At 39.0% G+C, this 24,444-nt stretch carries 17 protein-coding genes; all 17 read right to left on the bottom strand.

Translation table 11 applies throughout. The annotated features are described in order from the left end of the window. Nucleotides 1-4: 4 nt before the first annotated feature. Nucleotides 5-1,594, bottom strand: coding sequence for an AAA family ATPase (locus A7967_RS05390; protein ID WP_054203587.1), 1,590 nt, complete (start codon nucleotides 1,592-1,594; stop codon nucleotides 5-7). 223 nt (nucleotides 1,595-1,817) lie between these two features. Then, nucleotides 1,818-2,348 carry a HEPN domain-containing protein gene (locus A7967_RS05395; protein WP_054203586.1) on the bottom strand — a complete coding sequence of 177 codons (531 nt, stop codon included), beginning with the start codon at nucleotides 2,346-2,348 and terminating at the stop codon, nucleotides 1,818-1,820. 124 nt (nucleotides 2,349-2,472) lie between these two features. Further along, on the bottom strand, nucleotides 2,473-3,165 hold the full coding sequence (locus tag A7967_RS05400; protein WP_054203585.1) for a hypothetical protein: 693 nt from the start codon (nucleotides 3,163-3,165) through the stop codon (nucleotides 2,473-2,475). 150 nt (nucleotides 3,166-3,315) lie between these two features. Then, nucleotides 3,316-6,762: an AAA domain-containing protein gene (locus A7967_RS05405; RefSeq protein ID WP_054203584.1), complete on the bottom strand. Its 3,447-nt coding sequence runs from the start codon at nucleotides 6,760-6,762 to the stop codon at nucleotides 3,316-3,318. A 2-nt stretch (nucleotides 6,763-6,764) separates the two neighbouring features. After that, entirely contained in the window at nucleotides 6,765-7,232 is a 468-nt protein-coding gene (locus tag A7967_RS05410; RefSeq protein WP_054203583.1) for a hypothetical protein, read from the bottom strand. A gap of 15 nt (nucleotides 7,233-7,247) precedes the next feature. Next, nucleotides 7,248-7,778 carry a hypothetical protein gene (locus A7967_RS05415; RefSeq protein ID WP_054203582.1) on the bottom strand — a complete coding sequence of 177 codons (531 nt, stop codon included), beginning with the start codon at nucleotides 7,776-7,778 and terminating at the stop codon, nucleotides 7,248-7,250. Next, nucleotides 7,775-8,881: a hypothetical protein gene (locus A7967_RS05420; protein WP_054203581.1), complete on the bottom strand. Its 1,107-nt coding sequence runs from the start codon at nucleotides 8,879-8,881 to the stop codon at nucleotides 7,775-7,777. The genes A7967_RS05415 and A7967_RS05420 overlap by 4 nt, the downstream gene beginning before the upstream one ends. Then, complete coding sequence (locus A7967_RS22965; RefSeq protein WP_157601461.1) at nucleotides 8,874-9,017, bottom strand: hypothetical protein; 144 nt, start codon at nucleotides 9,015-9,017, stop codon at nucleotides 8,874-8,876. Before A7967_RS22965 ends, A7967_RS05420 begins: the two co-directional genes overlap by 8 nt. A gap of 36 nt (nucleotides 9,018-9,053) precedes the next feature. Continuing rightward, the gene (locus A7967_RS05425; RefSeq protein WP_054203580.1) at nucleotides 9,054-10,226 is read right to left on the bottom strand and encodes a restriction endonuclease subunit S; all 1,173 of its coding nucleotides are present in this window, start codon (nucleotides 10,224-10,226) and stop codon (nucleotides 9,054-9,056) included. Further along, nucleotides 10,223-11,815, bottom strand: coding sequence for a type I restriction-modification system subunit M (locus tag A7967_RS05430; RefSeq protein WP_054203579.1), 1,593 nt, complete (start codon nucleotides 11,813-11,815; stop codon nucleotides 10,223-10,225). The genes A7967_RS05425 and A7967_RS05430 overlap by 4 nt, the downstream gene beginning before the upstream one ends. Nucleotides 11,816-11,872: 57 nt before the next feature. Next, a complete protein-coding gene (locus A7967_RS05435; protein ID WP_064435469.1) occupies nucleotides 11,873-15,316 on the bottom strand; it encodes a DEAD/DEAH box helicase family protein in 3,444 nt (1,147 codons plus the stop codon). Between the two features lie 70 nt (nucleotides 15,317-15,386). Then, on the bottom strand, nucleotides 15,387-16,523 hold the full coding sequence (gene csm6, locus A7967_RS05440) for a CRISPR-associated ring nuclease Csm6 (protein WP_054203577.1): 1,137 nt from the start codon (nucleotides 16,521-16,523) through the stop codon (nucleotides 15,387-15,389). 149 nt (nucleotides 16,524-16,672) lie between these two features. Continuing rightward, complete coding sequence (locus A7967_RS05445) at nucleotides 16,673-18,268, bottom strand: hypothetical protein (RefSeq protein WP_054203576.1); 1,596 nt, start codon at nucleotides 18,266-18,268, stop codon at nucleotides 16,673-16,675. Nucleotides 18,269-18,442: 174 nt separating this feature from the next. Further along, nucleotides 18,443-19,615 carry a 2-methylaconitate cis-trans isomerase PrpF gene (prpF, locus tag A7967_RS05450; protein ID WP_054203575.1) on the bottom strand — a complete coding sequence of 391 codons (1,173 nt, stop codon included), beginning with the start codon at nucleotides 19,613-19,615 and terminating at the stop codon, nucleotides 18,443-18,445. A 9-nt stretch (nucleotides 19,616-19,624) separates the two neighbouring features. Then, a complete protein-coding gene (acnD, locus tag A7967_RS05455; protein ID WP_054203574.1) occupies nucleotides 19,625-22,231 on the bottom strand; it encodes a Fe/S-dependent 2-methylisocitrate dehydratase AcnD in 2,607 nt (868 codons plus the stop codon). A gap of 145 nt (nucleotides 22,232-22,376) precedes the next feature. Next, nucleotides 22,377-23,501, bottom strand: a complete 1,125-nt coding sequence (gene prpC, locus A7967_RS05460) for a bifunctional 2-methylcitrate synthase/citrate synthase (protein ID WP_054203573.1) — start codon at nucleotides 23,499-23,501, stop codon at nucleotides 22,377-22,379. A gap of 38 nt (nucleotides 23,502-23,539) precedes the next feature. Beyond that, complete coding sequence (gene prpB, locus A7967_RS05465; protein ID WP_054203572.1) at nucleotides 23,540-24,412, bottom strand: methylisocitrate lyase; 873 nt, start codon at nucleotides 24,410-24,412, stop codon at nucleotides 23,540-23,542. Between the last annotated feature and the right edge of the window lie 32 nt (nucleotides 24,413-24,444).

The raw sequence follows: 24,444 nt of genomic DNA on the forward strand, positions 1-24,444 counted from the left end.
CAGATTACTCGAAAGGATTTTCTATTTCAGATTTTAAGCGAGTCATTGATTTTGATTTATCAGTGATTACTTCTGGTGTTTGTGAGCTTGCGCGCACTGCTCGCCCTTTGACCCAAGAACGTGTTTTATCGATCAGTTCGTGCATAGTCATTGATATAGGCGTAGTTACTGCAATCGCTGATTTGATATGTTCAAAGTTAATATCAATGCCATCGTCAAAGGCCATAAACAAAGCCTCTTTGATTACTTCCTCTAACTCTGCCCCAGTAAAGCCGAGTGTGAGTTGAGCAACTTCTTTAATTTCAAATAGATTTAAGTTATCTTGTCGGCTTCGCTTTTTTAAATGCAGGTTAAGGATATCTTGTCGCTCTTGTTCAGTAGGTAAGTCGACAAAGAAAATCTCATCAACACGGCCTTTTCTGAGTAACTCTGGAGGCAACTGCGCAATATTGTTAGCTGTCGCAACAACAAACACTGGTTTTTTCTTCTCTTGCATCCAAGTCAAAAAGCTACCAAGCACCCGCGCTGTGGTGCCTCCATCCGATGAACCAGAACTTTGAATGCCCGATAATCCTTTTTCAATTTCATCTATCCATAAAATGCTGGGAGATAGTGTTTCAGCTAACTGAAGGGCCTCTCGCATATTCGATTCTGATTGACCGACGATACCACCAAATATTTTGCCAATGTCTAATCGTAGTAAAGGTAATTGCCAGGCATTCGCTATCGCTTTAGCTGCTAAGCTTTTACCTGTACCAGGAAGACCCAATAAAAGTAGCCCCCTAGGCTCCTCTAAACCAAACTCTTTTGCACTTTCACTGAAAGCAAGTTTTCTGCGATCAAGCCACTTTTTTAGATTGTCGAGACCACCGATATCATCCAACGTGGCGCTTGGGTGAAAGTATTCTAAGTGCCCTTGCTTTTTAATTACTTGCTCTTTTTCTCGAACAATAGTCGAAACATCAAGTTCATTTAATCGCTGATTTTCACAAGCAATCTTGGCAAACGCTAACTGTGCTTCGCTTGTCGACAACCCTAGTGCTGAATTAAGAAACTCTGAGCTAAAAGAGCAATCTCTTTCGTCTAAACCAAACTTTTGTTTTGCCTGCTCAGCCAGCTTTTTTAGTTCTGACTGGTTAGGTAAAGGCATTTCAAATACTTGCGTATCTTTTACCAATTCCGCCGGTAAATCAAAAACGGGTTGGGACATGATTATTGTTACGTTCTCAATTCGACGGCCAGCAACCGCTACAGCAAAACTTCGTAAACGCGAAATATTTTTATGATCGAATGTGCCTATGTGAGGATGAAAGTCCTCAAGAAGTAATATACAGTCAACTGGGGTGGGCAAATCATTATTATCTCCAACTATCCACTCAAGTACTTCAGAGGGGGTACCCACATCTTCCACTAGTTCTTGTTGGCTAATCCCTCTTCTTAAACCTTTACAGCTATCCCAAATGAAAGTTTCCAGACTTAATGTGTCTGCAATTGAGTTAATTGTTGCCCTAATACGGAGCGTATCGTGACTTATAATTTGTATAATCGGTGCGCCTGCTTTCACGGCGAGTGTTATTTGTTTTTTGAAATCCATACTGATCCATGTAGCATAAAAAGATAATTTTTGTAGCCCAGCATTTTCCGACCTATTTTGGGTACTTTAGAAAATACTAGACTACCTGTAACTATTCAACATTTAATTCAATAAAAATAAATACTTAAAACCTACAATAATGAAAAAATTAATATTGGGTATATAACTTTAAAAATATCAGAACAATTTTTTATTCTTGTTTGTAAACTCATTACTTATTCCTTTAAATTACTGCTAATGCTTTGTCTGTTGCTTGTGCAAGCGCTTTAAAGAAGCGCAAACACTTTTCAAGCTCATCTTTTTTAATTATTTGTGGCTGAGTATTATCAAGCTGTGCACGGTGTACAGCCTCACCCCTTTTATAAATCCACTTATTTAACTGCTCTCTGGCATCTTTTGGTAGTACATTAGGCCATGACCATTGCTCAGTAATATCTACTCCAAAAAACTCTTCAAAAAGCTTTTTGGTTTTATTTGAATTTGGATTATGAAAAAACTTTAAACGTTCATTTAATTGCTTTTCTGCAAAGTGACCAAATTGAGAGCCTTTAATTAAGCTAAACTTGGCATCAAAAATTTCAGTTACCACATCTTCAACATAAGTTTCCCATGCGGTTAACGTCATTATTAAACTCGCTTTTTTTAAAACATCATAAGAGCATAATTCTGGATGATTATTTAACGTTTCAAAGCATGCTAATAGTTGTTCTGCTTCAGATAGGGCTTTATTAAAATTTTGTAATGAGAGGGTCATTTTCTTCCTTAAATATTTAACTAACAATTAGGTGTTTGTTACTACTGCTTTATTTTTGTAATGCTATACAAAAATTTATAAAAATATATTTTCACAAGCTTGTGAAAACTTAATTGAGTTGGTTTTAGCCTTTTTTGTAATCACTAAAATTAATGATATTACTGTTATCAATTATTTCGTTTGATGAGCCATCATCATGTTGTTGATCAGTAACAAGCGATTGGCAATAACTCAATAAACGCTCTATGGGTATCAGCTTATCTTTACGGCCAGTTGCTTTATTAGTAATACGTTTAGGTTGGGTGTTTAAATAAATAGCTAACTCAATGGCAAGGTCTTTAGGTAAATCATAAAGCCCCTCTTCTTGTAGTGTTTGAGTAACCCAAAGTGCAGCATCGCTAATGTGGCCGCTTATACTTAAATCGGTATTTTTAACCCAGTGCGGGGTAAATTCTATTTTTGATAAGTCACTTAACAGCACCGCAATGTCGCTGCGTGGTATTAGCTGATACACCTCAAGCGTTTCAGCCATCATTAGCTGCCATTCATACTCTAAGCGCTGAGTTAATTCTTCTTGCGATAGCTTTAAGCTAACCGGTATAAAAAACGTAAAACGGCTATTCGCTTCACAAACAATGATTGTTTTTTCACGAAATTTATAGCTGTTATCAATTATCTGCAATTGCCAGTTAAAGCTATTATTATCGCTTATAAGTGTATTTACCCCAGCTTGTTTACCTGGTTCATGTGGCAAACGAGGTAAATCAGCTTTTAGGTATTTATTGAGTGCGTTTGAGGCGCAAAGCTGGAATTTCAAAATAAACTTCAGCCCTATGTTATTAAAGTAAATTATTAACTTTGAGAATTTCTATTATATGAATGTTAGCTAAATAGATCATTCCAAACTATGTTTTTGAAGACTAATTTAGCTATTAGATAACTCATTTTATCCTAGGTAACCACTGTATTAGCTTCTCACGCCAGAGTTTTTATATAACCTCTTTTTGTTATCTCTTTTTTCTTTAATATGTTCAGGTAAAAATTTCTCTTTATGTGACCTTTTTATTATTTCTTTAAAAAGATTAACCTCACCAGATTTGGGCTGCCAACTTTCTAGCGCTCGTATATTACCGAAGAACATCAAATTTTCTTTAGCTCTCGAGCAGGCAACATTCAGCCTCTTCTTATCAAGTAAAAACTGCAATGACCCATGCGTTCTCACAGTAGAATAACAAACGAGTTCAGCTTCACTACCTTGGAAGCTATCTACTGTGTCAACTTTAATAGTTAAACTTCCTAGCTTAATTTGCTGAGAACCGCCACTAGACTTTAAAAACTTTCTTATTAATCGCTTTTGAGCACCATAAGGGGTGATAACAGCAACATCTATTTTACGGGTGATAGATTTAGATAATTTATTGAGATAAGAACAAATGGCCTCGGCTTCTAATTCATTTTCAAGGCTCGTTGCTCCATTTTTCTTAAACTGTTTACCCCACACATCGACCCAAACAAGACATTTTTTTGATACAAAACCAGTTGTATCAAGAGGGTCTTTATTACCATTATGGAGTTTTCTAACACCTTCTTTTGTATAAAAGAGTTCGGCAACAAGATCACCTATAGGCTTAGACATTCTAAATTGCTCAGCTAAAGAGGCTGTGCATGTAACTGGTAATTGTTCAAATAACGTCTCAAAAAAGCTTGTTTCCAAAAAGGTCTCTTCAAGAAACTTCATTTCATCTTTTGCTGAGTCTTCACGCAGAACAGGTGCGATGCTAGGTGGGAGTTGATGATGGTCACCAATGAGTATTGTCTTACGAGATCTAAGTAAAGGAATTAAAAGCTCTGGAACTGTAGCTCTACCAGCTTCATCCACTATTGCTACATCAAAGGTGATATGATCAATACCAGAATGTCTAGCTGCTAAACCTACACAAGTTGCGCCTATCAAGTTTTTATCTGCCAGCATAGTAGTAAAAAACTCATCCGACACCTTATTATTTTGAGCAGTATCTTTCATTTGCATCAATAATGTTCTCCACTCGTAAACAGCATTAAGCTTTTCTTTTACAAGTCTCTTTTCATTATCTTCAATAGTGCCATTAACAGCGTAATTCGAAGCTCGACTCGTTGTGTCGGACAAACATTTTTCAATGAAAGATTGAAAAATAAAATCGAAATGGTCTTCTGCCATATCATCATCGATTTTGTCAGGATTACCTACCCTAACAATATTCACGCTTGAATTTACAAGATGTGGATAAACATTTTTAAATTTTGTAATGGCATTATCTACTGCGGTATTCTGTTGTGAAACAACTAAAATCTTTTGATTAGGGTTCTTTCGTAATAATTGATACAACATTTCTACAATTGTAGTCGTCTTGCCCGTTCCCGGAGGTCCCTGAATCATAGCTATATGTTTAGCTGCAAGTGCTACTTTAATTGCATGTTTTTGGCTGTCAGTAAGCCTATCACTCCACGATATGTCAGTTTCAAACCAACCGGGATGTTGTTCGATATTGTAAGAAGATGGCGCTAGGAAAATCTCTTTTAAATGAGGCTCAACAAGTCTATCTTCAAAAAATGCATCTAAAGCCATCTGCTGCCTTTGAAGAGGGGCATTAGGTAATTGAACTACTAATTGAAATTTTTGAGGTTGTGTAAAGTCTAGTTTTTTGAAATTATTGAGAGGTGCTTCAATTTCAATATTGCCGTTATCAAGCCGATAATCAACTTTATATGATCTTGAATGCTCGACAGCGGGTAAGTATTTACCATGGTCGGCATCCCAAACTAATAACCGACAACTGCGGTTAAACTGTAAAAAACCAGAGGTTTCTATTTCTTTCATGAATAGGTATACAGATTTGTCATTCAAGCATGATACTTTAATAGAATTGCTATCAATGGCTAGTGAATAAAATGTGGAATTAATGCGATGTGGAACTATTTCAAACTCAACGCTTCGAATACTTTCCTGTTGTTTTTGATATTCAACAACTCTTTCCCAGCGCCTAAAAAATTCTACTTGATTAACTCTTTCTTTTGCTGTTGTTGAGTTAATAAGTACTTGGCTTGCAAATGAAAAAAGCTGTTCAACCCCATAAGCCCAGCCAAAAAGTTCACTCGCTGAAAGATCTGATGACAGTAGTATAAACTCAAAAGGTAAATCTATACCAACTTGGGGTAGCTGGTGTACAAAAGTTTTACTAATAACTAAGCCATCATTATTTTCTGAAAGTTTGCACTGTACCTCAACCTCCCCTTTGCCTAACGTTATTAGCCCTTTATCGATATTAAAATCTAACAATGACCATTGGGTAAATTCACTATAAAAAGAACTGTCCGACGGTACTTTACTTAATACTTCAGTATCTGCTTCAATAAACAACTCAAAGTCATCATATCCCAAAGTTGATGGAGACTTTTCTGTAATAGAAGGGAATGGTTTCTCTTTGTTTGCTTTTAAAAGACCAAGAGGATTTGAACGTAAAATAGCATCATAACTTTCAAAATATACTTCTACCTTTTGCCCTGATACACAACGCAGCCCAGGTTGAAGAAGTGATTGCTGTGGTAACCACGCCCTTACTAAACCTTCATTAAAAGTACATAAATACTCCTTAGATCCATCACGAAAACGATCTACTGTCATACTTAGAGGTTCAGACAATCTAATGTGATCATGAAAAATAATTCCGCGAGCCACACAACCAAAAAATTGATTACCATTACGATTATTTTTAACTATTAGTATTGGAAATTCAGTTCCATAGTTTAATGCCAGCGCTTTTTGTTGCTCTAGTTCACCATTAAACCCTGAAAATTTTAAAATATGACGGCTATTATCTAAAGGCTTATCCAAATCAGAAAGCTCAACTACTAATAGCTTACCTGGATATAACCACTCCAAAGGCAATAAGGCGTCTGAAATTGGTCGCTCTAATAACCAATCGTAACTACCTTGATCCCACAACTGGTTGACCTTTCTTCTTTCAAACTCTAAATATTTTGCGTATTCTGAAATTCTAATTTGAGCATCTTCAATTCGTGAAAACTCTTTTCGTAGTGCTGACTTTCTATAAGGACTTGTCGTATCTGAGTTTATCTCTATAATGATCGCATCATATAGCTCCTGATAAGCCTTAGTTATTGGTGCTACTTTTTCAAAATGCTTTTCTATTTCTTTGACTAATAACCTCTTATAATCATCAGCTTGTGCTTTCCTTTTTTCTCTATAATTTTCATCTTGAGTAGCGTGTTTAGCATCATAACGTGCATAAATATCATCACGTTCTTTATAAGCTCTATCTTGCCTAGCTAGTTCATCATCCGTTTTTTCGTTGTAATAGTAAGCTGCTGCGCTACCTAATACGACAACACCTAGACCCACAGCTAGTTGCCACATAATTAAGATCCTGACTTTATAGCAAAAATCAGTTCTGAAAGTTGTTCAGAAGAAACTTTACCATTTTCAATATGCTCTAAAATTTTCATTATTTGCTCATGGTTATTAGCTTCTTTTCTAGTTTCAAAGCAAGAATTTAACTCATTAGCTTTTTCTTTAAGCTTTATTTCTTTTTGTTTAGTTTCTTCTTGGATAGCGATTTTTTTTACTTCATGCCCGCTCTTTAATATTTCTGCTTGAGTTTGCGCTAAAACCTGTCCTGTTTTTAAAACTTCTTTAGCCAATTCCATACCGTTACTAGCTAACTCAATAACACCATTGCCTAGATTTGTTATTTGTTCACCATCAAGCTTACCAAGCATTTCTCTAACATCAATTTTTGATGATTCATTTGGAGAAGTAGCCTGCTGGGCTGAGTTGGCTTTATTTCTAGGTATATATTGGGCTTTAACTGACTGAGGTTTTTTCATTATATGTGTCCTTACTTAATCGATATTATTTGTTATAAAAATTAAAGTCGCTCTTAGCAAGTGATCTAGTGCTTGTTGAGCTACTTGCAACTGTTTAAAATCAATTCCCCTTTCGCGGTCTTCTTTAAGCTTATCCTGCATCGATTTAGCTATATGAAGGTGTCTTTTAACTTGGCTGAGCATATTAGACCTTTGCTTTTCACTTAATTTAATCTGCTGGCTTAGCTCTTCTATACGTGCTTCACCTTCTCTTAAAACAGTTCTTTGTTTCAACCCTAAAATTTTTAATTGATCATCTAATTCTGATTTAATTTTTCTATTTTCAGCAAATATTTGTTTAGTTTTTTCACACTCCTTAGCGTACTCTAAATAACTACTTACCGCTTCAATAACCGACAGTGCAGCATCAACATATAATACAGCCGGGTTAATTTTTTTTGCAGCTCCTTTAACCCCATGCTGTAATATCATCGTTCCATATTTACGAACTCTATTATCACTAAATAAATGATCCGCAAGCGATGGATGTTTTTCAACAGTCCTCATGCTTTTATCCTTATGATTCCTGGATTTTTTATAGACCCGATAACTTCTTCATACGAATATTCATGAAGTTGCCATCCTTTATCAAAACTGTTTTCTCTTGAATAAAGTTGAGCATCTTCATCGATAAAAGCAATAGAATGCGCCAAAAGGTCTAATGCACTCTCTTTTTCATTAAAAAGTCCTTCGCTATAAAGACGCTTGTCTTCATCAACTTCAACTTCAAAGTCTATATAATCATAAATTCTTTGGTCATTATCAGAATAAATGAAATTTTTCGGTTTAATATTTTCAAACTCTTTAAAGTCAATCCCTTTTGGTAATGAAAATTTAACTTTTAATCTCAATAGTTCAGTGTATAAGCGCAAAGTTTTTTCATTACTTTTTTCTTTAGCTTCAACGAAGTTTTTCAGTTCTAAATCTATTGGTATTCCCATACTTTTATCACATGCATGAGATCTAAAACCAACATCCCACTCTTGCTTCCAGGTAGCATTAGAATCATCAAGAATTTGATTAAATTCTGGTAAAATATTAGGGAGTATCTCAAAGTAATTATTCTGAAATCGCTGACTCTGTTTGAAGCAATCTTCAATTGGATTAAAACGAGCATTTTGTGGTAAAGGAACAATAAAGCAACGTTTTGAGATCTCTCTCAAGGAATTTTCACCCTCAACAGCAATAAACCAGTCATGATTATTATTACGGGAAGCGTAATTTTGATCGATATATAAAGGAACTTGCTTATTGTGAATATATTCTAAAATAAAGGCTGCTCTTTTTCCTGTCTCTGTTAAAACACTTTCAGAATCACTTATAAACTTTAATGCCTTCATTCTATCAACTACAGGTCTAATTTGAATTTCAGACAACCTTGTTACTTCTTCGATATCTTGTACTGTTAAATCATACTTTCCCATAACACTTAAAATAAAATGAGATAGCTCACCAAGCTCGGCAAGCACTCTATGTTTAATAGTCATCTCATATAACTTAAGAGGTAACAATACGTTTACAATATCAGAACCATGTACATCACTATGCTCTTTTATTGCAGAATCTGTTTGATACTCATCAACAAACTCAGACTCAATATAATCAGACATTGCTTTCTCCTGTTATGAAAAAGCTGAAATTGCTAAACTTAATTACTCTTTGCGCCTCATCCTTATCAACCATATACGGCAGTTGTTTTGCAAGCGGTTCGTTGATTATGTTGTTATTTAATTCACGTTCGGTCATTTAACTTCCTTGTTCTTATTTTTATAAATAGCGCTATTATAGTTCGCCAGCAAAGGCTTTTTGGCTTAGTGAGTTGAAATTATCTAAAGAGTTAGAAAGTGAGCTATAGTTTCTTTCTTTCATTTGCATTGTTTTATGAGCTAACTTAACAAACTTTTCTTGCTCTGTTTTTGGAGGCAAGGGAAGATCAAAATCTTTTATCATTCCCAAATTTAAGTTTTGTTGACGAACGCCCCGCCGTTGTCTTAAATAGGTCTCTTTAGAAAACTCAATAAAACTGAAAAACCACTCAATATCTATTTTTTCATTAGGGATAATATTTGCACATGCCTGATTTGATGCTGAGGCAACATTAAGGATAGAAATTTTAAAAGCTGCTGTATCATACATCCCAACAAGCATTGAACCAGCTGGAAATATTTTTGCTGCACTTTTACTCAATGCTTCATCAGTAATTTTTTCTACAGATTCATTTAGATACCGGTGATTCAACTCTCTAGCCGAGAACCAATTAATTTCACCTTCAAAATATCCAGATACTGATCTTGATGGTGTTCCACCGCTTGCCCAATTCCCTAAGTCAGAAAACTTTTTAACTTCCCAGCCTTTTGGATTAGTAACAGGATCGCCGAACATATCTAGGAATACGCTGCGTAGGAAGTCGTCAGCGAGTTGAATGGCTTGTTGGCGTTTGCGGCGGATGGCATCGGCTTTATCTAAAATCGCGGCTATTCGTTTTTGCTCGTCCAGAGGTGGCAGTGGAATTTCAACTTCTTCAATTCTGAACAAAGCTAATTTAGGCTGGCTAGTCGTTTTCTTGCGCTCATGGATTTGAGCTTGTCCCGCTGTAGATAAAAAACGAACTAAATAATTTTTATCTAGTTGCCCTTTGTTATTAATAACTAACTTAGCAGCATTCTCAGTTAAGTTAGCTCCATCCAATTGTTCTGGAATTATACCAACTATTCCTATTGTCCCAGCAATAGAAATGTAAACATCATCACATGATATTGTATATCTAGCGATCTTCTTCTGTATTTCTTTCTCAATATAAACTAAACCAGAATTTCTAACAGAATTATTCTTAAAATCTGTAACCCGTATGTAAGGATACGCTGTTTTAGACTCGGAATAACCAGAGCCTTTCGGCAGTCTCTTGCCACCTTTAACTTTAACAAGTTCCCCAAGCTTTACTAACGGCCAGCTCACAACATCCCCTCCAACTCTTTCAAGTCAGCGAGAATTTCATTTTCTAAGCTCACTAGCTTACCTAAAATCTCTTTTGGCGGATCGTAGCTTTCTTCTTCGTACACTACTTCTTTATAGCGGTTGATTGAAAGGTCGTATTTATTGCTGGCTATTTCATCTTTACTTACCCAAAAGGCTTTCTGAGTTTTATCATTTTTATCACTTGTCGCGGTTGCTTTATCACGGGTTTTAAATTCGCTCATTAAGCTTGGTAAATCGTTGTCTTTTATTGGGGTGCGTTTGTCATCCAAGCTAAAACCATCGGCTTGTACGTCGTAAAACCAGACGTGGTCTGTTCCTTTTGAGCCAGAGCCACCTTTAGTGAATATAAGTATGGCGGTGGAAACACCCGCGTAGGGTTTAAACACGCCACTTGGCAATGAGATTACGGCTTCTAGCTGGTTGTTATCTACCAGCATTTGGCGCAGTTGTACGTGCGCTTTTGATGAGCCAAATAATACGCCGTCGGGCACGATAGTGGCAGATTGGCCGCCTATTTTTAGCATGCGCTCAATAAGGGCAACAAACAGCAGCTCAGTTTTTTTAGTTTTTACTTTGCGTAATAACTCGGGGCATACGTCTTCTTCGTCTAGGCTGCCTTTAAATGGCGGGTTGGCGAGTATTATGTCGTAGCCTTCTTTTGCCTTTTGCGGGTAGTGCTCTTTAAAGTTTTGGCTTAGGGTATCTTGATAATGAATGCCCGGTTGTTTAATGCCGTGCATTACTAAGTTCATGGCAGCTACGCGTAGCATGGTTGCGTCAAAGTCAAAACCGTTGAACATGTTTGTATCTATATGGGTGCGCTGCTCTGGGGTTATTAAATCACCTGAGTAAAGTAAGTTTTCGAGCGGTTTACCGTTGTCATCACATTGTACGTTGCCATCTACATCAAGCACAGGTTCGCGCTCTATACCCTCGGGTGATGTGTATTTTTGCAATAGGTATTCGTAACTTACCGACAAAAAGCCACCGGTGCCGGTAGATGGGTCACAAATTTGACTGGTTACATCGGGATCCATCATTTCAACCATAGCGCGTATAATATGGCGCGGCGTTCTAAATTGGCCGTTTATGCCTGCGGTGGTGAGTTTACTTAATAGGTATTCGTATAAATCGCCTTTGGTGTCTGAGTTTTCAAGCGGTAAGTCGTTTACCATTTCAACCGCTTTTACCAATAGGCTTTGCTTTTGAATCATTAATTGCGCGTCTTTCATAAACTCATTAAATACCGCGCCTTCTGGCGATACGTCGTCTGAGGTTTTTGAAAAAAACGGAAACAGCTCATCTTTAACCAGTTTGTATAACTCTTCTGAGCCTAAATGGCGCAGGTTTTGCCAACGAATATGTTGCTCGGCGTCGGTAAAGCGGCGGTTAAATGGCTGCTTAGTACGAGCACTTCGTTTTTCGTCGGCTTGCTCGTTCATGTCGAGCATACGGGCGTACATTAAAAAAGTAATTTGCTCTACTACGGTAAGCGGGTTAGTAATGCCGCCTGTCCAAAATTCTTCCCATAGTTTGTCTATTTTACTTTTTAAAGGTCCGGTTATCATTAATGTGTATCCTAGTTAGTGCTGTTTAAGCGCGGTGTAAATTACGCGCTTATAAAATTAAAGGTTTATTTGCTTTTCAACGCTTTGGGCTTTGTCGCCTAGTTTTACGTCAAACTGCTTAATAAATTGCTCTATTACGTCGGCTTGTTGCTGGCTAAATACGCCATCGAGCCCCATGTCGTGTATTTGGGTAAAGGGCGCATCGTAAAGCTGGGCTATTTCAATTGCGCCGTGGCGAATTAGGTGGTTTTTTAACATACCAATAAAGCGCTGTTGTTTGGCATTTACATGAGTGTGTATTTGCTGCACAAAGGTAGTAAAGCTCTGCTCTATGGCGTTTTTGTCCATACCGACTATGGTACGCAATATTTTGTCGAGCGTCGCGGTTGATTCGGGAAAAAACTCTTTTAATGTATTTAAATCAACACTTGGGTTTTGCGTATGCACTAACGAGCTTAATTGCGCTAAGTCGGCTTCGGTTACTTGTTCGCCATTGCGAATTTTTTTAAGTACACTGTCGGTTTCAAATAACGGGGTGAGTGTTATTTCAACCTCTTGGCGGTATATTTGATAATCAATAGAGACTATTTTTGTAAGCCTATCAGCTTCGTGTATTTGGTTGGTGTCTTCTTTTATATCAAGCACAAAATCACTTGTTGGTGGCTTCACGCTTTTATTACGCAGGTGAATAATACTGCGTAAATTAATGCGACTTTGCTCAAGCGCTGCATGGGTTAAATACTGCCAATACTGCTGTGTTTGTATTTCTTCTATTGCGGGTGCTTTGCTACGCACTTCGTTTAGGTGCATTTGAAGCGATTCAACCTTGTTCATTATACTTTGTTTAGCTAAATCAATTTGGTTTGCATCGGTAAATATTAGTGTTTGGATAGTGGTTAGCTCAGAATCAAATTTATAGGCTTCACTTTGCCCCATTATGTTACGCCATTGCATAAGTGGCGCTACTTTTTCGAGTAAGTCGCTTACCGTTTGCGGTGCAAATTGATTAAGACGTTTTAGGTCTTTATAAGTTTCGACCACTTGCCAGTTGTCGCGCACCGATATTGATTCCATTGGCAATAAACAAATATCATCGTGAATTAATTTAATTGTTTGATCAAACACATCCAAATTGGCTTTTTTGAGGGCCGTTTGGGCAAGGGTTACCCGCGCTTCAAATAACTTTTGTAATAACGATTTTGCTTGTTTTACATCATCTTCTTCTGGGTTTTCGTCAAAGTATTCAAAGTTTGCCCAGTGGTCGAATATTAAAAAGTGAGTTTTGTGCTGCCCTGGTCCGTATAGGTTTTCGCATAAGCGTGTGCCACGGCCAATCATTTGCCAAAACTTTACTTTTGATTTTATGGGTTTTGCAAATACAAGGTTTACGCATTCAGGCACGTCTATGCCGGTGTCGAGCATATCGACCGACACTGCTATACGCATGCTGTTTTCGTCGCTTGATTTAAAGTCGTCTATTAACTCTTCGGCGCGTTCGTACTTTGAGTGAATAACGCGGCAAAAATTAGCACCATGCTGCGGGTAAAGCTCACTAAATAACTGCGCCATTAATTCGGCGTGGGCTATGTTACGGGCAAATATAATAGTTTTGCCTGGGCGCTGGCCGTCTTTATCGCGCAGGCCTTTTTCCATTAAATTACGTAGTATTAGCCTGTTGGTGTCTTTATTTTTAATGGCTTCGTCTATTTGTTTTGCGTCAAAGTCGAGCTCGTTAGGGTCAATGCCTTGCTCTTCTAATTGGGCTATTTGCTCATCGGTTAGGTTGTCTTTTTTAATGCCTTCGCGCAAAAACTGTGTGGTGTAACTTACAATTTTGTAAGGGACTAAGTTGCCTTGCTCTATCGCGTCTTCAAGTGGGTAGTTGGCTGTGGGTAGCTTGTAATCACAACCAAACAAATCACAGGTTGAGCGCGATACCATTTCTACCGGTGTGGCGGTTAAGCCTACTTCTAGCGCGTCAAAGTATTTAAAAATATCACCATAAATATTGTAAATTGAACGGTGGGATTCGTCCGCTACTATTAGGTCAAAATAGCCTACGTCGTACTTGTTCATTATGCGTAGCATACCTGGGTACGTTGCTATAAACACCCGCGCGCTGGCAGCTGTGTTTTTAGCGCTTTTACCTACAATGTGGACTGGCTCTTTGGTATGTTCAGTAAAGGCGTTACCCGCTTGTTTACGTAGCTCTTTTCGGTCACATAAAAACAGTACGCGCTTAGCCCAACCAGCATCAAGCAGCCGCTTGGCAAGGGCAATAGATACGCGTGTTTTACCTGTGCCGGTTGCTTGCACAATAAGCGCTTTGCGGTGTTTATCGCTAAAACGCTCACATACACGAGTTATGGTTTCCATTTGATACAAACGCCCTGCTACCACGGTATCTATTGGCGTGGTGTTTAGCTCTTTTTTAAGCATGCGCTGCTTTATTAAGTACTGCAGGGAATCTTTTGAGTAGTAACCGTATAAACCACGGCTGTTATAACCTTGCGCATCATCAAGAATTTTTATATCCCAGCCGTTTGAATAAAAAATAACGGGGCGTTGACCAAATTGCTTTTCAAGTGCGTTAGCGTAAAGCGTTGCTTGCTGACGGCCTTTTTCAATATTTTCGCGGGTGCGTTTGGCTTCTATTACCGCAAGTGGCTTGCCGTCGTCATCCCATAATACGTAATCAACATAACCTACGCCTGTAGTTGTAGGTTGTTCTGTTACTTTTACTTCTTTGCCAACGTCATCTGTTGATTCATCATCAAGTGCTACATGCCAACCTGCATTACGTAAATCTAAGTCGATAATGCGTTTACGGGTTTCATCTTCGTTAAAGTTAAAACTTGAATTAACAATTTGCTCATTTCGGGTTTTAACCTGAGTCAGCTTTTCTAAATCAATAGTTTGTTTTAGTTTTGCTGCTTGCTGCTGCGCTTGTTTTTGCGCAAGCTCTGCGGCTTCTAATTCGTCAAGTGCGCGCTTTAAACGGGCTTGGTTCTCGGCTAATTGTTTGGTGAGTTGCTTGTTCTTTTTTGCAAACTGGGCATCACTTTGATTTGTAGGCTGTGTTTGCTCAGGCGCTTTAAACTCTGGGCATTCTTGTTGCGTGCCATTGGCATACGCCATAAATAAGTACGAGGCTACAAAGTAGCTTTCTTTTAATATCCAAATAGCTTGTTGTTGATCAACTTTGCCTTCATGCGCTGCTTGGTTGCCGCTTTTACGTATGGCATGGAGCTTATCGGTAATTAAACGCGGGACTGCGCTGGTAAAGTCGTCGGCGGTAAGTTTATCGAAAATATTAGAAGTGGGTAAAACAGGTAAACTAAGTTCTTTATATAAGTAGCCTACTACTTTTTCGGCAAAGCAACGTAATTTGACCAATGAGCTTTGTGGATCGCTAATCGCATACTCTTCTGCAAAAGCGGCTAACTGGTGTAGCTCTGGCCACTTAGATTGAATGTGTTCAAAGTTCATTGATTGCTTCATTCCTGATTACTTCCTTATCAACTAATTTACCATGCATTATTATTTTTATGCGTTTGCAAGCTTGCGAATATTAAGCCGCTATATTTATTTTTATATTATGTGTTGTTGCACTTAACCAGTAGCTTGTTTCAAAGCTTTGGTTATTAGAGTCAATCACTATTTTTTTAGCAAGCTCGTTTGGTAGCAACTTATTTATTTTACTCTTTATGCGGCTGCAAGTTTGCTGCACAAAGGTTTTTTCCATTACCTTTAAATTACTGTGTAAACCGTCTCTAAAATCTTCGGGCTCTACGCCAAACGTATCACGGAATATACGTAAATCACTGCTGTTTTGTTGTAATAGCGTTAAGTACTCTATGCTGTGTTTTGTACACTCTTCAAATTTTCGCCCCACAATAAGCTTTTTATGTTCACTTTGGCTGTATTGGTGTAACCATAAATAAAAGGCGGTTTCTTTTGCGGTAAGTTTAATTTCGATTCCCGCAAAGGTGAGCGTTTTTGCTTTTGCGTTTACTTCAAGAGTTAAATCTTTTTTATGGGCTGAATTTAAGCTTGCTACTGTTTGACTAAATGACGCACTTTGCATATTTGCAATGAGGGTCTCGTCAATTGATTGGCGCATGCGCACAAACGGGATTTCAGCAAGTGTAACCTTTGCATTAATGCAGTTAACTTGTGTGCCATTTTTGCCATTAATAATATGGTCATAAGGTGTTGGGTAATAAAAATCTCTGACAAATTCAAACTCGTCGTTTACAAACACATGGCTTAGTGAATCTTGCTCACGGCCTAACAATGACATGGCATAACCTAAATAGAACGCCATTGTTTTACGCCCACCAGCTATAGATGCATGAATGCTAACATCGTTTTTATTGGTGAGTTCAAACACTTTACGAGTAATAAAGTCGGCCATGTAAGTTTGTTCTATTTCAGATTTAGCATCATTAATAGGTTGGCCTTTATCGTCTTCTATAAGCCATATGTTTTCATCGGGGAGTTTAATATTCGGAAGTTGGTAGTCTGCAATTAGTTTAGCTAAATAACCTTGCTCAAATAATCCATCGGTGAGCATAGCCTTGGTGCTTTTTGTTGTAATAACAAAAATTTCGTCAGGCAATTGTTTGCCATGTTCGTGAATCGCAAAGAGTGTTTCGGTTAAAACTTGGGGGCTAGCACCCGTAACTATAAGTAATAAATGCTTCATCAACTGTCCTTTTGTATGAGTTAAACGCATATTACCCTAAAAGCCAACATGAATAAAACTAGATGAGTTAAGTTGACTTTTAATTAGTTGTTTTGTATTAGTTATTATATAAATTCAGCTTTGCTTAACCCTCAGGTAGTGTATTAGCGTTATTTCTTTCTAGCTTTTTTAGCTTGTTTTTTTGCTACTTTTTGTTTTTTACGATTGGGCTGTTTAAAAGTGCTTATATGACCAACGATTGAGTTATCTCGTATTAAAGCTTTTCCTATCGGCAATTTTAAAAACTGTATCGCTTTTTCACAACCTTGGTTTGCTGACTCTTTAATTAGCGTTTTTAGCATAAAGCTACTCTTTACGTGACCACTACCTGCCAATTCGTCTCTAATTTGCATAGCCAAATCAAATTTTAATTGAGGCTGACTTTGTTTACATGTCCCTAATTTTATAGCAAGACAACCCATTTCAATGGCTAACTTTCGATGATTTGAATGGTTTTTTAGTATATTGAATAAACGTGTTTGATAGTGAATCGTTAGCGGTAAATTTTTGTACGCTTTAATTAATGCATTAACACATTCTTTTTTGGGTTGTTTCCCCCAATAACCAAAATAATCACAAAATGCTTTTAAGTAGTGTGAACCAGGAGCTTGTGTGGCTTGCGCTGTAATTAACGCCGTACGAGCTCGTTTTTTTGCCAAATCGTTTTCTTTATCTATTAGCCATAATTCGAGTTTATTTGCAGCATAGACAGTAAATGAGTTGATCTCTTTATACTTTATACCTTGTTCAACCCAATAATTATATTTACTAATATCTGATTTGTAATATTTTTTTTGTAAGGCGACAATGGCTTGATGATAGCCACGCTTGGCGGATTCTTCAGCTAGTGTCCATGCTCTTTGCATTTCGCCTGTTGCGCTTAAAAAGTTTGCATATAAAAAATGTGATTCACCTGTTCTGCATTCTTTTATTGCTTGTTTATAGCAGTATTGTGCATTCATGGTTTGAGACTCAACTAAAAATTTATGCTCAAACGCTTGGGCATAAAGCTGCCATGTACCCAATGCTTTTAAGGTATGCGCTCTCTCTATCCAGTAGGCTAAATCAATTTTACTCAATTGATTATATGCTTTTTTATTAGATGGTTGCTGTATGATTTTTGACGTTTTTTTTATCGAGCTTAATTGAAAATATGCTTGCTTCGCTAATGCAAGGTTTGCGTCTGGATTGTCATTTAAAGCTAAACTTACATTACACACAGTGTCAACCAGAATAGGTTCTTGCCACATAACAGGTTCATTTTTTTCATTTGCTAATTGAAAACTAAGAAAGTGGGCTAATTCAAAGACCGATTTATGCACCATTTTAACCTGTGCTTTACTTACACTCACAACAGAGTTTAAAGCGCCACGATGTACTTGTGAAACATGCACGCCATGATTTGCATATTCACGGATTAAATTAAGTTCATCAATCATATAATCTGGGAGTAATAATGATTGCTTTAGTTGAGTTATTTTATGAGACAACTCACTATCTCCTGTTAATTTAATGTTTACATATTCAGCAGCTCGATAGCACCATACCTCTGCAAACAGCCGCGCTTTTAACAAGGCACAGCTATGATCTTGCGAGTAGTAGTATTCCATTTCACTTGCTAAACGAAATAACTCTGGAAAAGTGTTTGTTAAAAATTCAAAATTAGGAAAATGTGATGTATGAAATGTTTGTTGAACTGATAGCATTGTTAACCCTTATTATTTATTAGGCTTTAATATTAAAAGGTTTAATAAAATAAAAGGGGATCACAAGCTTGTGATCATTTTGTTGTTAATAAGTCGGTTATTAATCATTATTGCAGATGCTGTATTATACGTATTAAAAAAGGCCCTGTAGGGCCTTTAAAAATATAACAAATTTTAACTGTGTGGCACTCTCACTACGCCTTCCATTAGTACGCGTGCGCTGCGGCTCATGCTGGCTTTAGTAACCTGCCAGATACCATTATTGAGCGTGGCTTTTGCGCCCACTTTTAAGGTGCCTGAAGGGTGACCAAAGTTGACTTCACTTAATTGTCCGCCACCAGCGGCTAAATTAACTAACGTGCCTTTAATTGCGGCGGCTGTGCCAATGGCTACGGCTGCGGTGCCCATCATGGCATGATGCAGTTTACCCATCGACATAGCACGTACTAATAAATCTATATCATTGCTGTTAATTTCTTTGCTGCTTGATGCGATATACGTGAGTGGTTTATTTACAAATGCCACTTTTGGAGTGTGCTGACGTGCTGCCGCTTCACTAATATGGCTGATCAAGCCCATTTTTACTGCACCATGAGCGCGAATGGATTCAAGCTTTGCCAGTGCTTGGTCATCGTTGTTAATATCCTCTTGCAGCTCAGTGCCGGTGTAACCGATATCTGTTGCGTTGACAAAAATAGTCGGGATGCCAGCGTTGATCATAGTCGCTTTAAGTACTCCAAATTCAGGTACTTCAAGCTCATCAACCACATTACCCGTTGGGAATAACGCACCGTCACCATCTGCAGGATCCATAAATTCTAGCTTTACTTCAGCGGCGGGAAACGTCACGCCATCAAGTTCAAAATCGCCAGTCTCTTGTACTTCACTGTTAGTTATTGGCACATGGACTAAAATAGTTTTTTTAATATTCGCTTGCCAAACACGTACTATGGCAACGCCATTGTCAGGAATACGACTTTTATCAACAAGACCATTACTAATTGCAAATGCACCTACGGCTGAAGTTAAATTACCGCAATTGCCGCTGAAATCAACAAAAGGCTTATCAATAGCTACTTGGCCAAATAAGTAATCAACATCGTGATCAGGCTGCTCACTTTTGCTTAAAATTACCGTTTTACTAGTGCTTGACGTTGCCCCGCCCATGCCATCGGTTTGCTTAGCATAGGGATCGGGACTGCCGATAACGCGCAGTAATAAATCATCTCGCGCAGAGCCTGCCACTTGGGCAGCCTCCGGTAAGTCTGTAAGGTTAAAAAACACACCTTTACTGGTGCCACCGCGCATATAGGTAGCTGGCACTTTAATTTGTGGTTTGAATGTCATTACTGTTCCTTATGCGCTTTGTGTTGATTCTAAAAAATCTTGCGCAAAGCGTTGTAACACACCCCCTGCGGCATAAATTGATAGCTCTTCTTGGGTGTCAATTCGGCATTTTGTTGGCACGTTGAGCACTTCGCCATCTGTGCGAGTTATGGTTAAATTAACCGTTGCACCAGGGGTTAGTTCACCTGTTACATCATAACTTTCACTGCCATCAAGTTTGAGGGTTTTACGAGTCGTGCCTGCTTTAAATTCAAGTGGTAATACGCCCATCCCTATTAAGTTAGTACGGTGAATGCGCTCAAAGCCTTCTGCAGCTATGACTTCAACACCCGCTAAGCGTACACCTTTTGCTGCCCAATCACGCGATGAACCTTGACCATAATCAGCACCTGCAACGATGATCAACGGCTGTTTACGCGCCATGTACGTTTCGATTGCTTCCCACATACGAGTAACCGTGCCTTCTGGCTCAACACGAGCGAATGAGCCTTGCTTTATCTCACCGTTTTCAATCACCATCTCGTTAAGCAATTTAGGGTTGGCAAAGGTCGCGCGCTGCGCTGTTAAGTGATCGCCACGGTGTGTTGCGTACGAGTTAAAATCTTCTTCTGGTACGCCCATATGAGTGAGATATTCACCCGCCGCGCTGCTGGCCATAATTGCATTTGATGGTGATAAATGGTCCGTTGTTATGTTATCGCCAAGCACTGCTAAAGCGCGCATCCCTTTCATAGTCCGCTCACCTGCTAATGCACCTTCCCAATAAGGTGGGCGGCGAATATACGTACTTTGTGCGCGCCAGTCGTAAAGCGGGTCGTTATCTTCACCGTAATCAACGGTTAAATTAAACATGGGCTCGTACACTTTTTTAAACTGTTCTGGTTTTACACTCAGCTTAATAACGGCATCTATTTCTTCATCTGATGGCCAAATATCTTTAAGGGTAACGTCGTTACCGTGTTGATCTAGACCAAGTACATCTTTTTCAATATCAAAACGAATAGTTCCAGCAATGGCATAGGCCACCACTAACGGAGGAGACGCTAAAAATGCTTGTTTTGCATAAGGATGAATACGACCATCAAAATTACGATTACCCGAAAGTACTGCCGTGGCGTATAAATCACGGTCAATCACTTCTTGTTGAATAACCGGATCAAGCGCGCCACTCATGCCATTACACGTCGTACATGCAAAGCCAACAATACCAAAACCAAGCTGCTCAAGTTCTGACAATAATTTGGCGTCTTCAAGGTATGATTGCACCGCCTTTGAACCCGGCGCGAGTGAGGTTTTAACCCACGGTTTACGACTTAAACCTTTCGCGTTTGCGTTACGGGCAATTAAACCTGCGGCAATCACGTTACGTGGATTACTGGTATTAGTACAACTGGTGATAGCTGCAATAATACAGGCACCATCGGGCATTAAACCGACTTCGTTCTCGACTACACCTGAGATACCTTTTGCAGCCAAATCACGGGTAGAAACACGGCGATGTGGATTTGAAGGACCTGCAATATTACGCCCTACACTTGATAAATCAAAGGTTAGTACACGTTCGTACTGCGCTGTTTTTAGACTATCGCTCCAAAGCCCGGTAGTTTTAGCATAATTTTCAACAAGCGCAATTTGCTCTTCTTCACGCCCTGTTAAGCGCAAATAATCAATGGTCATTTGATCTATATAAAACATCGCAGCAGTGGCACCAAATTCTGGTGTCATATTTGAAATGGTTGCACGATCGCCTAATGTTAATGCGTCAGCACCTTCGCCATAAAACTCTAAATAAGTTGATACAACGCGTTGTTCGCGTAAAAATTCGGTGATAGCAAGTACGATATCCGTTGCAGTAATACCCGGTTGGCGCTTACCAGTGAGCTCAACACCTACGATGTCTGGCAGGCGCATATAAGAGGCGCGACCAAGCATCACACTTTCAGCTTCGAGACCACCAACACCGACTGCAATTACGCCAAGTGCATCGACATGTGGTGTGTGGCTATCTGTACCAACAAGGGTATCTGGAAAAGCAATACCATCGCGGTTTTGGATCACTGGCGACATTTTTTCAAGGTTGATTTGATGCATGATGCCGTTACCCGGTGGGATCACATCAATATTTTTAAAGGCCGTTTTTGTCCAGTTAATAAAGTGAAAACGGTCATCGTTTCGTCTGTCTTCTATGGCGCGGTTTTTTTCAAATGCATCAGGATCAAAACCTGCGTGTTCCACTGCCAATGAGTGATCTACAATTAACTGTGTTGGTACGACTGGATTTACTTTCGCCGGATCGCCGCCTTTTGCTGCAATGGCATCACGCAAGCCTGCTAAATCAACCAATGCGGTTTGCCCTAAAATATCGTGACATACTACGCGTGCTGGGTACCACGGAAAATCTAAATCTTGTTTACGCTCAATCAGCTGCGACAATGCTGCGGTTAGCATGTCTGGATCACAGCGGCGCACTAAGTTCTCTGCTAATACGCGTGATGTGTAAGGCAAGGTAGCGTATGCACCTGGCTTAATGTCATCAACGGCGGTTTCGACATCAAAGTAATCTACATTACTGTTTGGTAACGGTTTTCGATATTTGGTGTTATTAATAATGGTCATAATAAAAGTTCGCTAATAGGTGACGGTGGTTGCACACGTATAGTGTGTTTAAGGAAAGTGTGAAAAAGAAGAAGCCTTAAAAACTATGTACAATTAAAATGTGCAAAAAGAAAAGGTGAGCGCTTGAACGCCCACCCTTTTGGTCTTAACGTGATTCGATTGGTGTATAACTGCGCGCATCTGGCCCAGTGTAATCGGCACTTGGGCGGATAATACGGTTGTTAGCACGTTGCTCTTTTACATGAGCAGTCCAACCAGTTACACGACTCATCACAAAAATAGGGGTAAATAACTTAGTTGGAATACCCATAAAGTGATAGGTCGATGCATGGAAAAAATCAGCGTTACAGAATAACTTTTTCTCACGCCACATGACTTCTTCACAGCGTACTGATACTGGATAAAGTACATTGTCGCCGACTTCAGCAGCTAGTTTTTCAGACCATTTTTTAATGATCACATTACGTGGATCAGACTCACGATAAATGGCATGACCAAAGCCCATGATTTTATCTTTACGTGCAAGCATGCCCATAATTTCTTGCTCTGCGTGATCGGCATCAGTAAGACCTTCAATTAAATCCATTGCCGCTTCATTTGCGCCGCCGTGTAATGGACCGCGTAACGTACCAATTGCACCAGTTACACATGAATGAATATCAGATAGTGTTGATGCACACACACGACCGGTAAAGGTTGAGGCATTAAACTCATGCTCTGCATATAAAATCAGTGACACATTCATCACTTGTGCAAACAGTTCTGACGGTGCTTTATCATGTAGTAGTGTTAAAAAATGTGCGCCAACTGAGTCATCGTCAGTGTGTGTTTCAATGCGAACGCCATCATGGGTAAAGCGATACCAGTAGCAAATAATACTTGGGAATACGGCAACCATACGATCAATTGCATCATTTGCTTCGCTAAAATCATTTTCCATTTCAAGATTACCCAGCATAGAGCAACCTGTACGCATTACATCCATTGGGTGAGCATCTTTTGGAATGTTTTCAAGCACGGTTTTAAGTGCCGCTGGCAAACCACGTAAGCTTTTTAATTTAGCTTTATATTCAGCAAGTTCTGAAGACGTTGGCAATTCGCCACGTGAAAGTAAAAACGACACTTCTTCAAATTGCGCTTTTTCAGCCAGCTCTGCGATATCGTAACCACAATACGTTAAACCTGATCCTGTTTGTCCTACTGTGCACAATGCTGTTTGACCTGCTACTTGACCACGTAAACCTGCACCACCTAATGCTTTATCGACCATGAGTATTCTCCTAAATTTTGTTGTTCTTATAATTGGGATTATTTATTTGCTGAAAAAAGATTATCAAGGGTATTTTCATACGTGTGATAATCTAAAAAGTCATAAAGTTCAGCACGGGTTTGCATGTTTTCAATTTGGCTTTGTTGCGAGCCTTCATTTAAAATAGCAGAGTACACATTAAGCGCCGCTTTATTCATCGCTCTAAATGCACTTAGTGGGTAAAGCACCATTTGAACGCCAACATCTGATAACTGCTCTTTAGTGTAAATAGGCGTTTGACCAAATTCAGTAATATTTGCCAAAACGGGTACGTTAATCGCTTTAGAAAATGCTTGATAATCAGCAAGGTCGTGGACTGCTTCAGCAAAAATTGCATCAGCACCCGCTTCAACACAGGCGGCTGCACGGTCAATTGCGGCATTTAAGCCTTCTTTTTGGAATGCATCGGTGCGCGCCATAATGTAAAAATCGCTGTCAGTTTTTGCATCAACGGCCGCTTTAATACGGTCAACCATTTCACCTTGAGAAACAATTTCTTTATTTGGGCGATGGCCGCAACGCTTTTGCGCAACTTGGTCTTCAATATGAAAACCTGCCGCACCTGCTTTGGTCATTTCTTTGACTGTGCGTGCAATATTAAATGCCCCGCCCCAACCGGTATCAGCATCAACAAGTAGCGGTAAATCGCTTGCACCAGTGATACGACGAATATCTTCAAGTACATTATCAAGGCTGGTCATACCTAAATCTGGCATACCATATGAGGCATTGGCAACACCTGCACCTGATAAGTAAATTGCTTGGTGGCCCATTTTTTCAGCCATCATTGCTGTGTACGCGTTAATAGTTCCTACCACTTGCAGTGGGTGGTTATTCGCTATCGCCTGTTTAAACTTTGATCCTGCTGACATTGCTGTCTCCTTTGAACGGTAGCTGCTCGAGG

Origin of the sequence: Pseudoalteromonas neustonica (assembly GCF_001653135.1) — a bacterium.
Classification (GTDB): Bacteria; Pseudomonadota; Gammaproteobacteria; order Enterobacterales; family Alteromonadaceae; genus Pseudoalteromonas; species Pseudoalteromonas neustonica.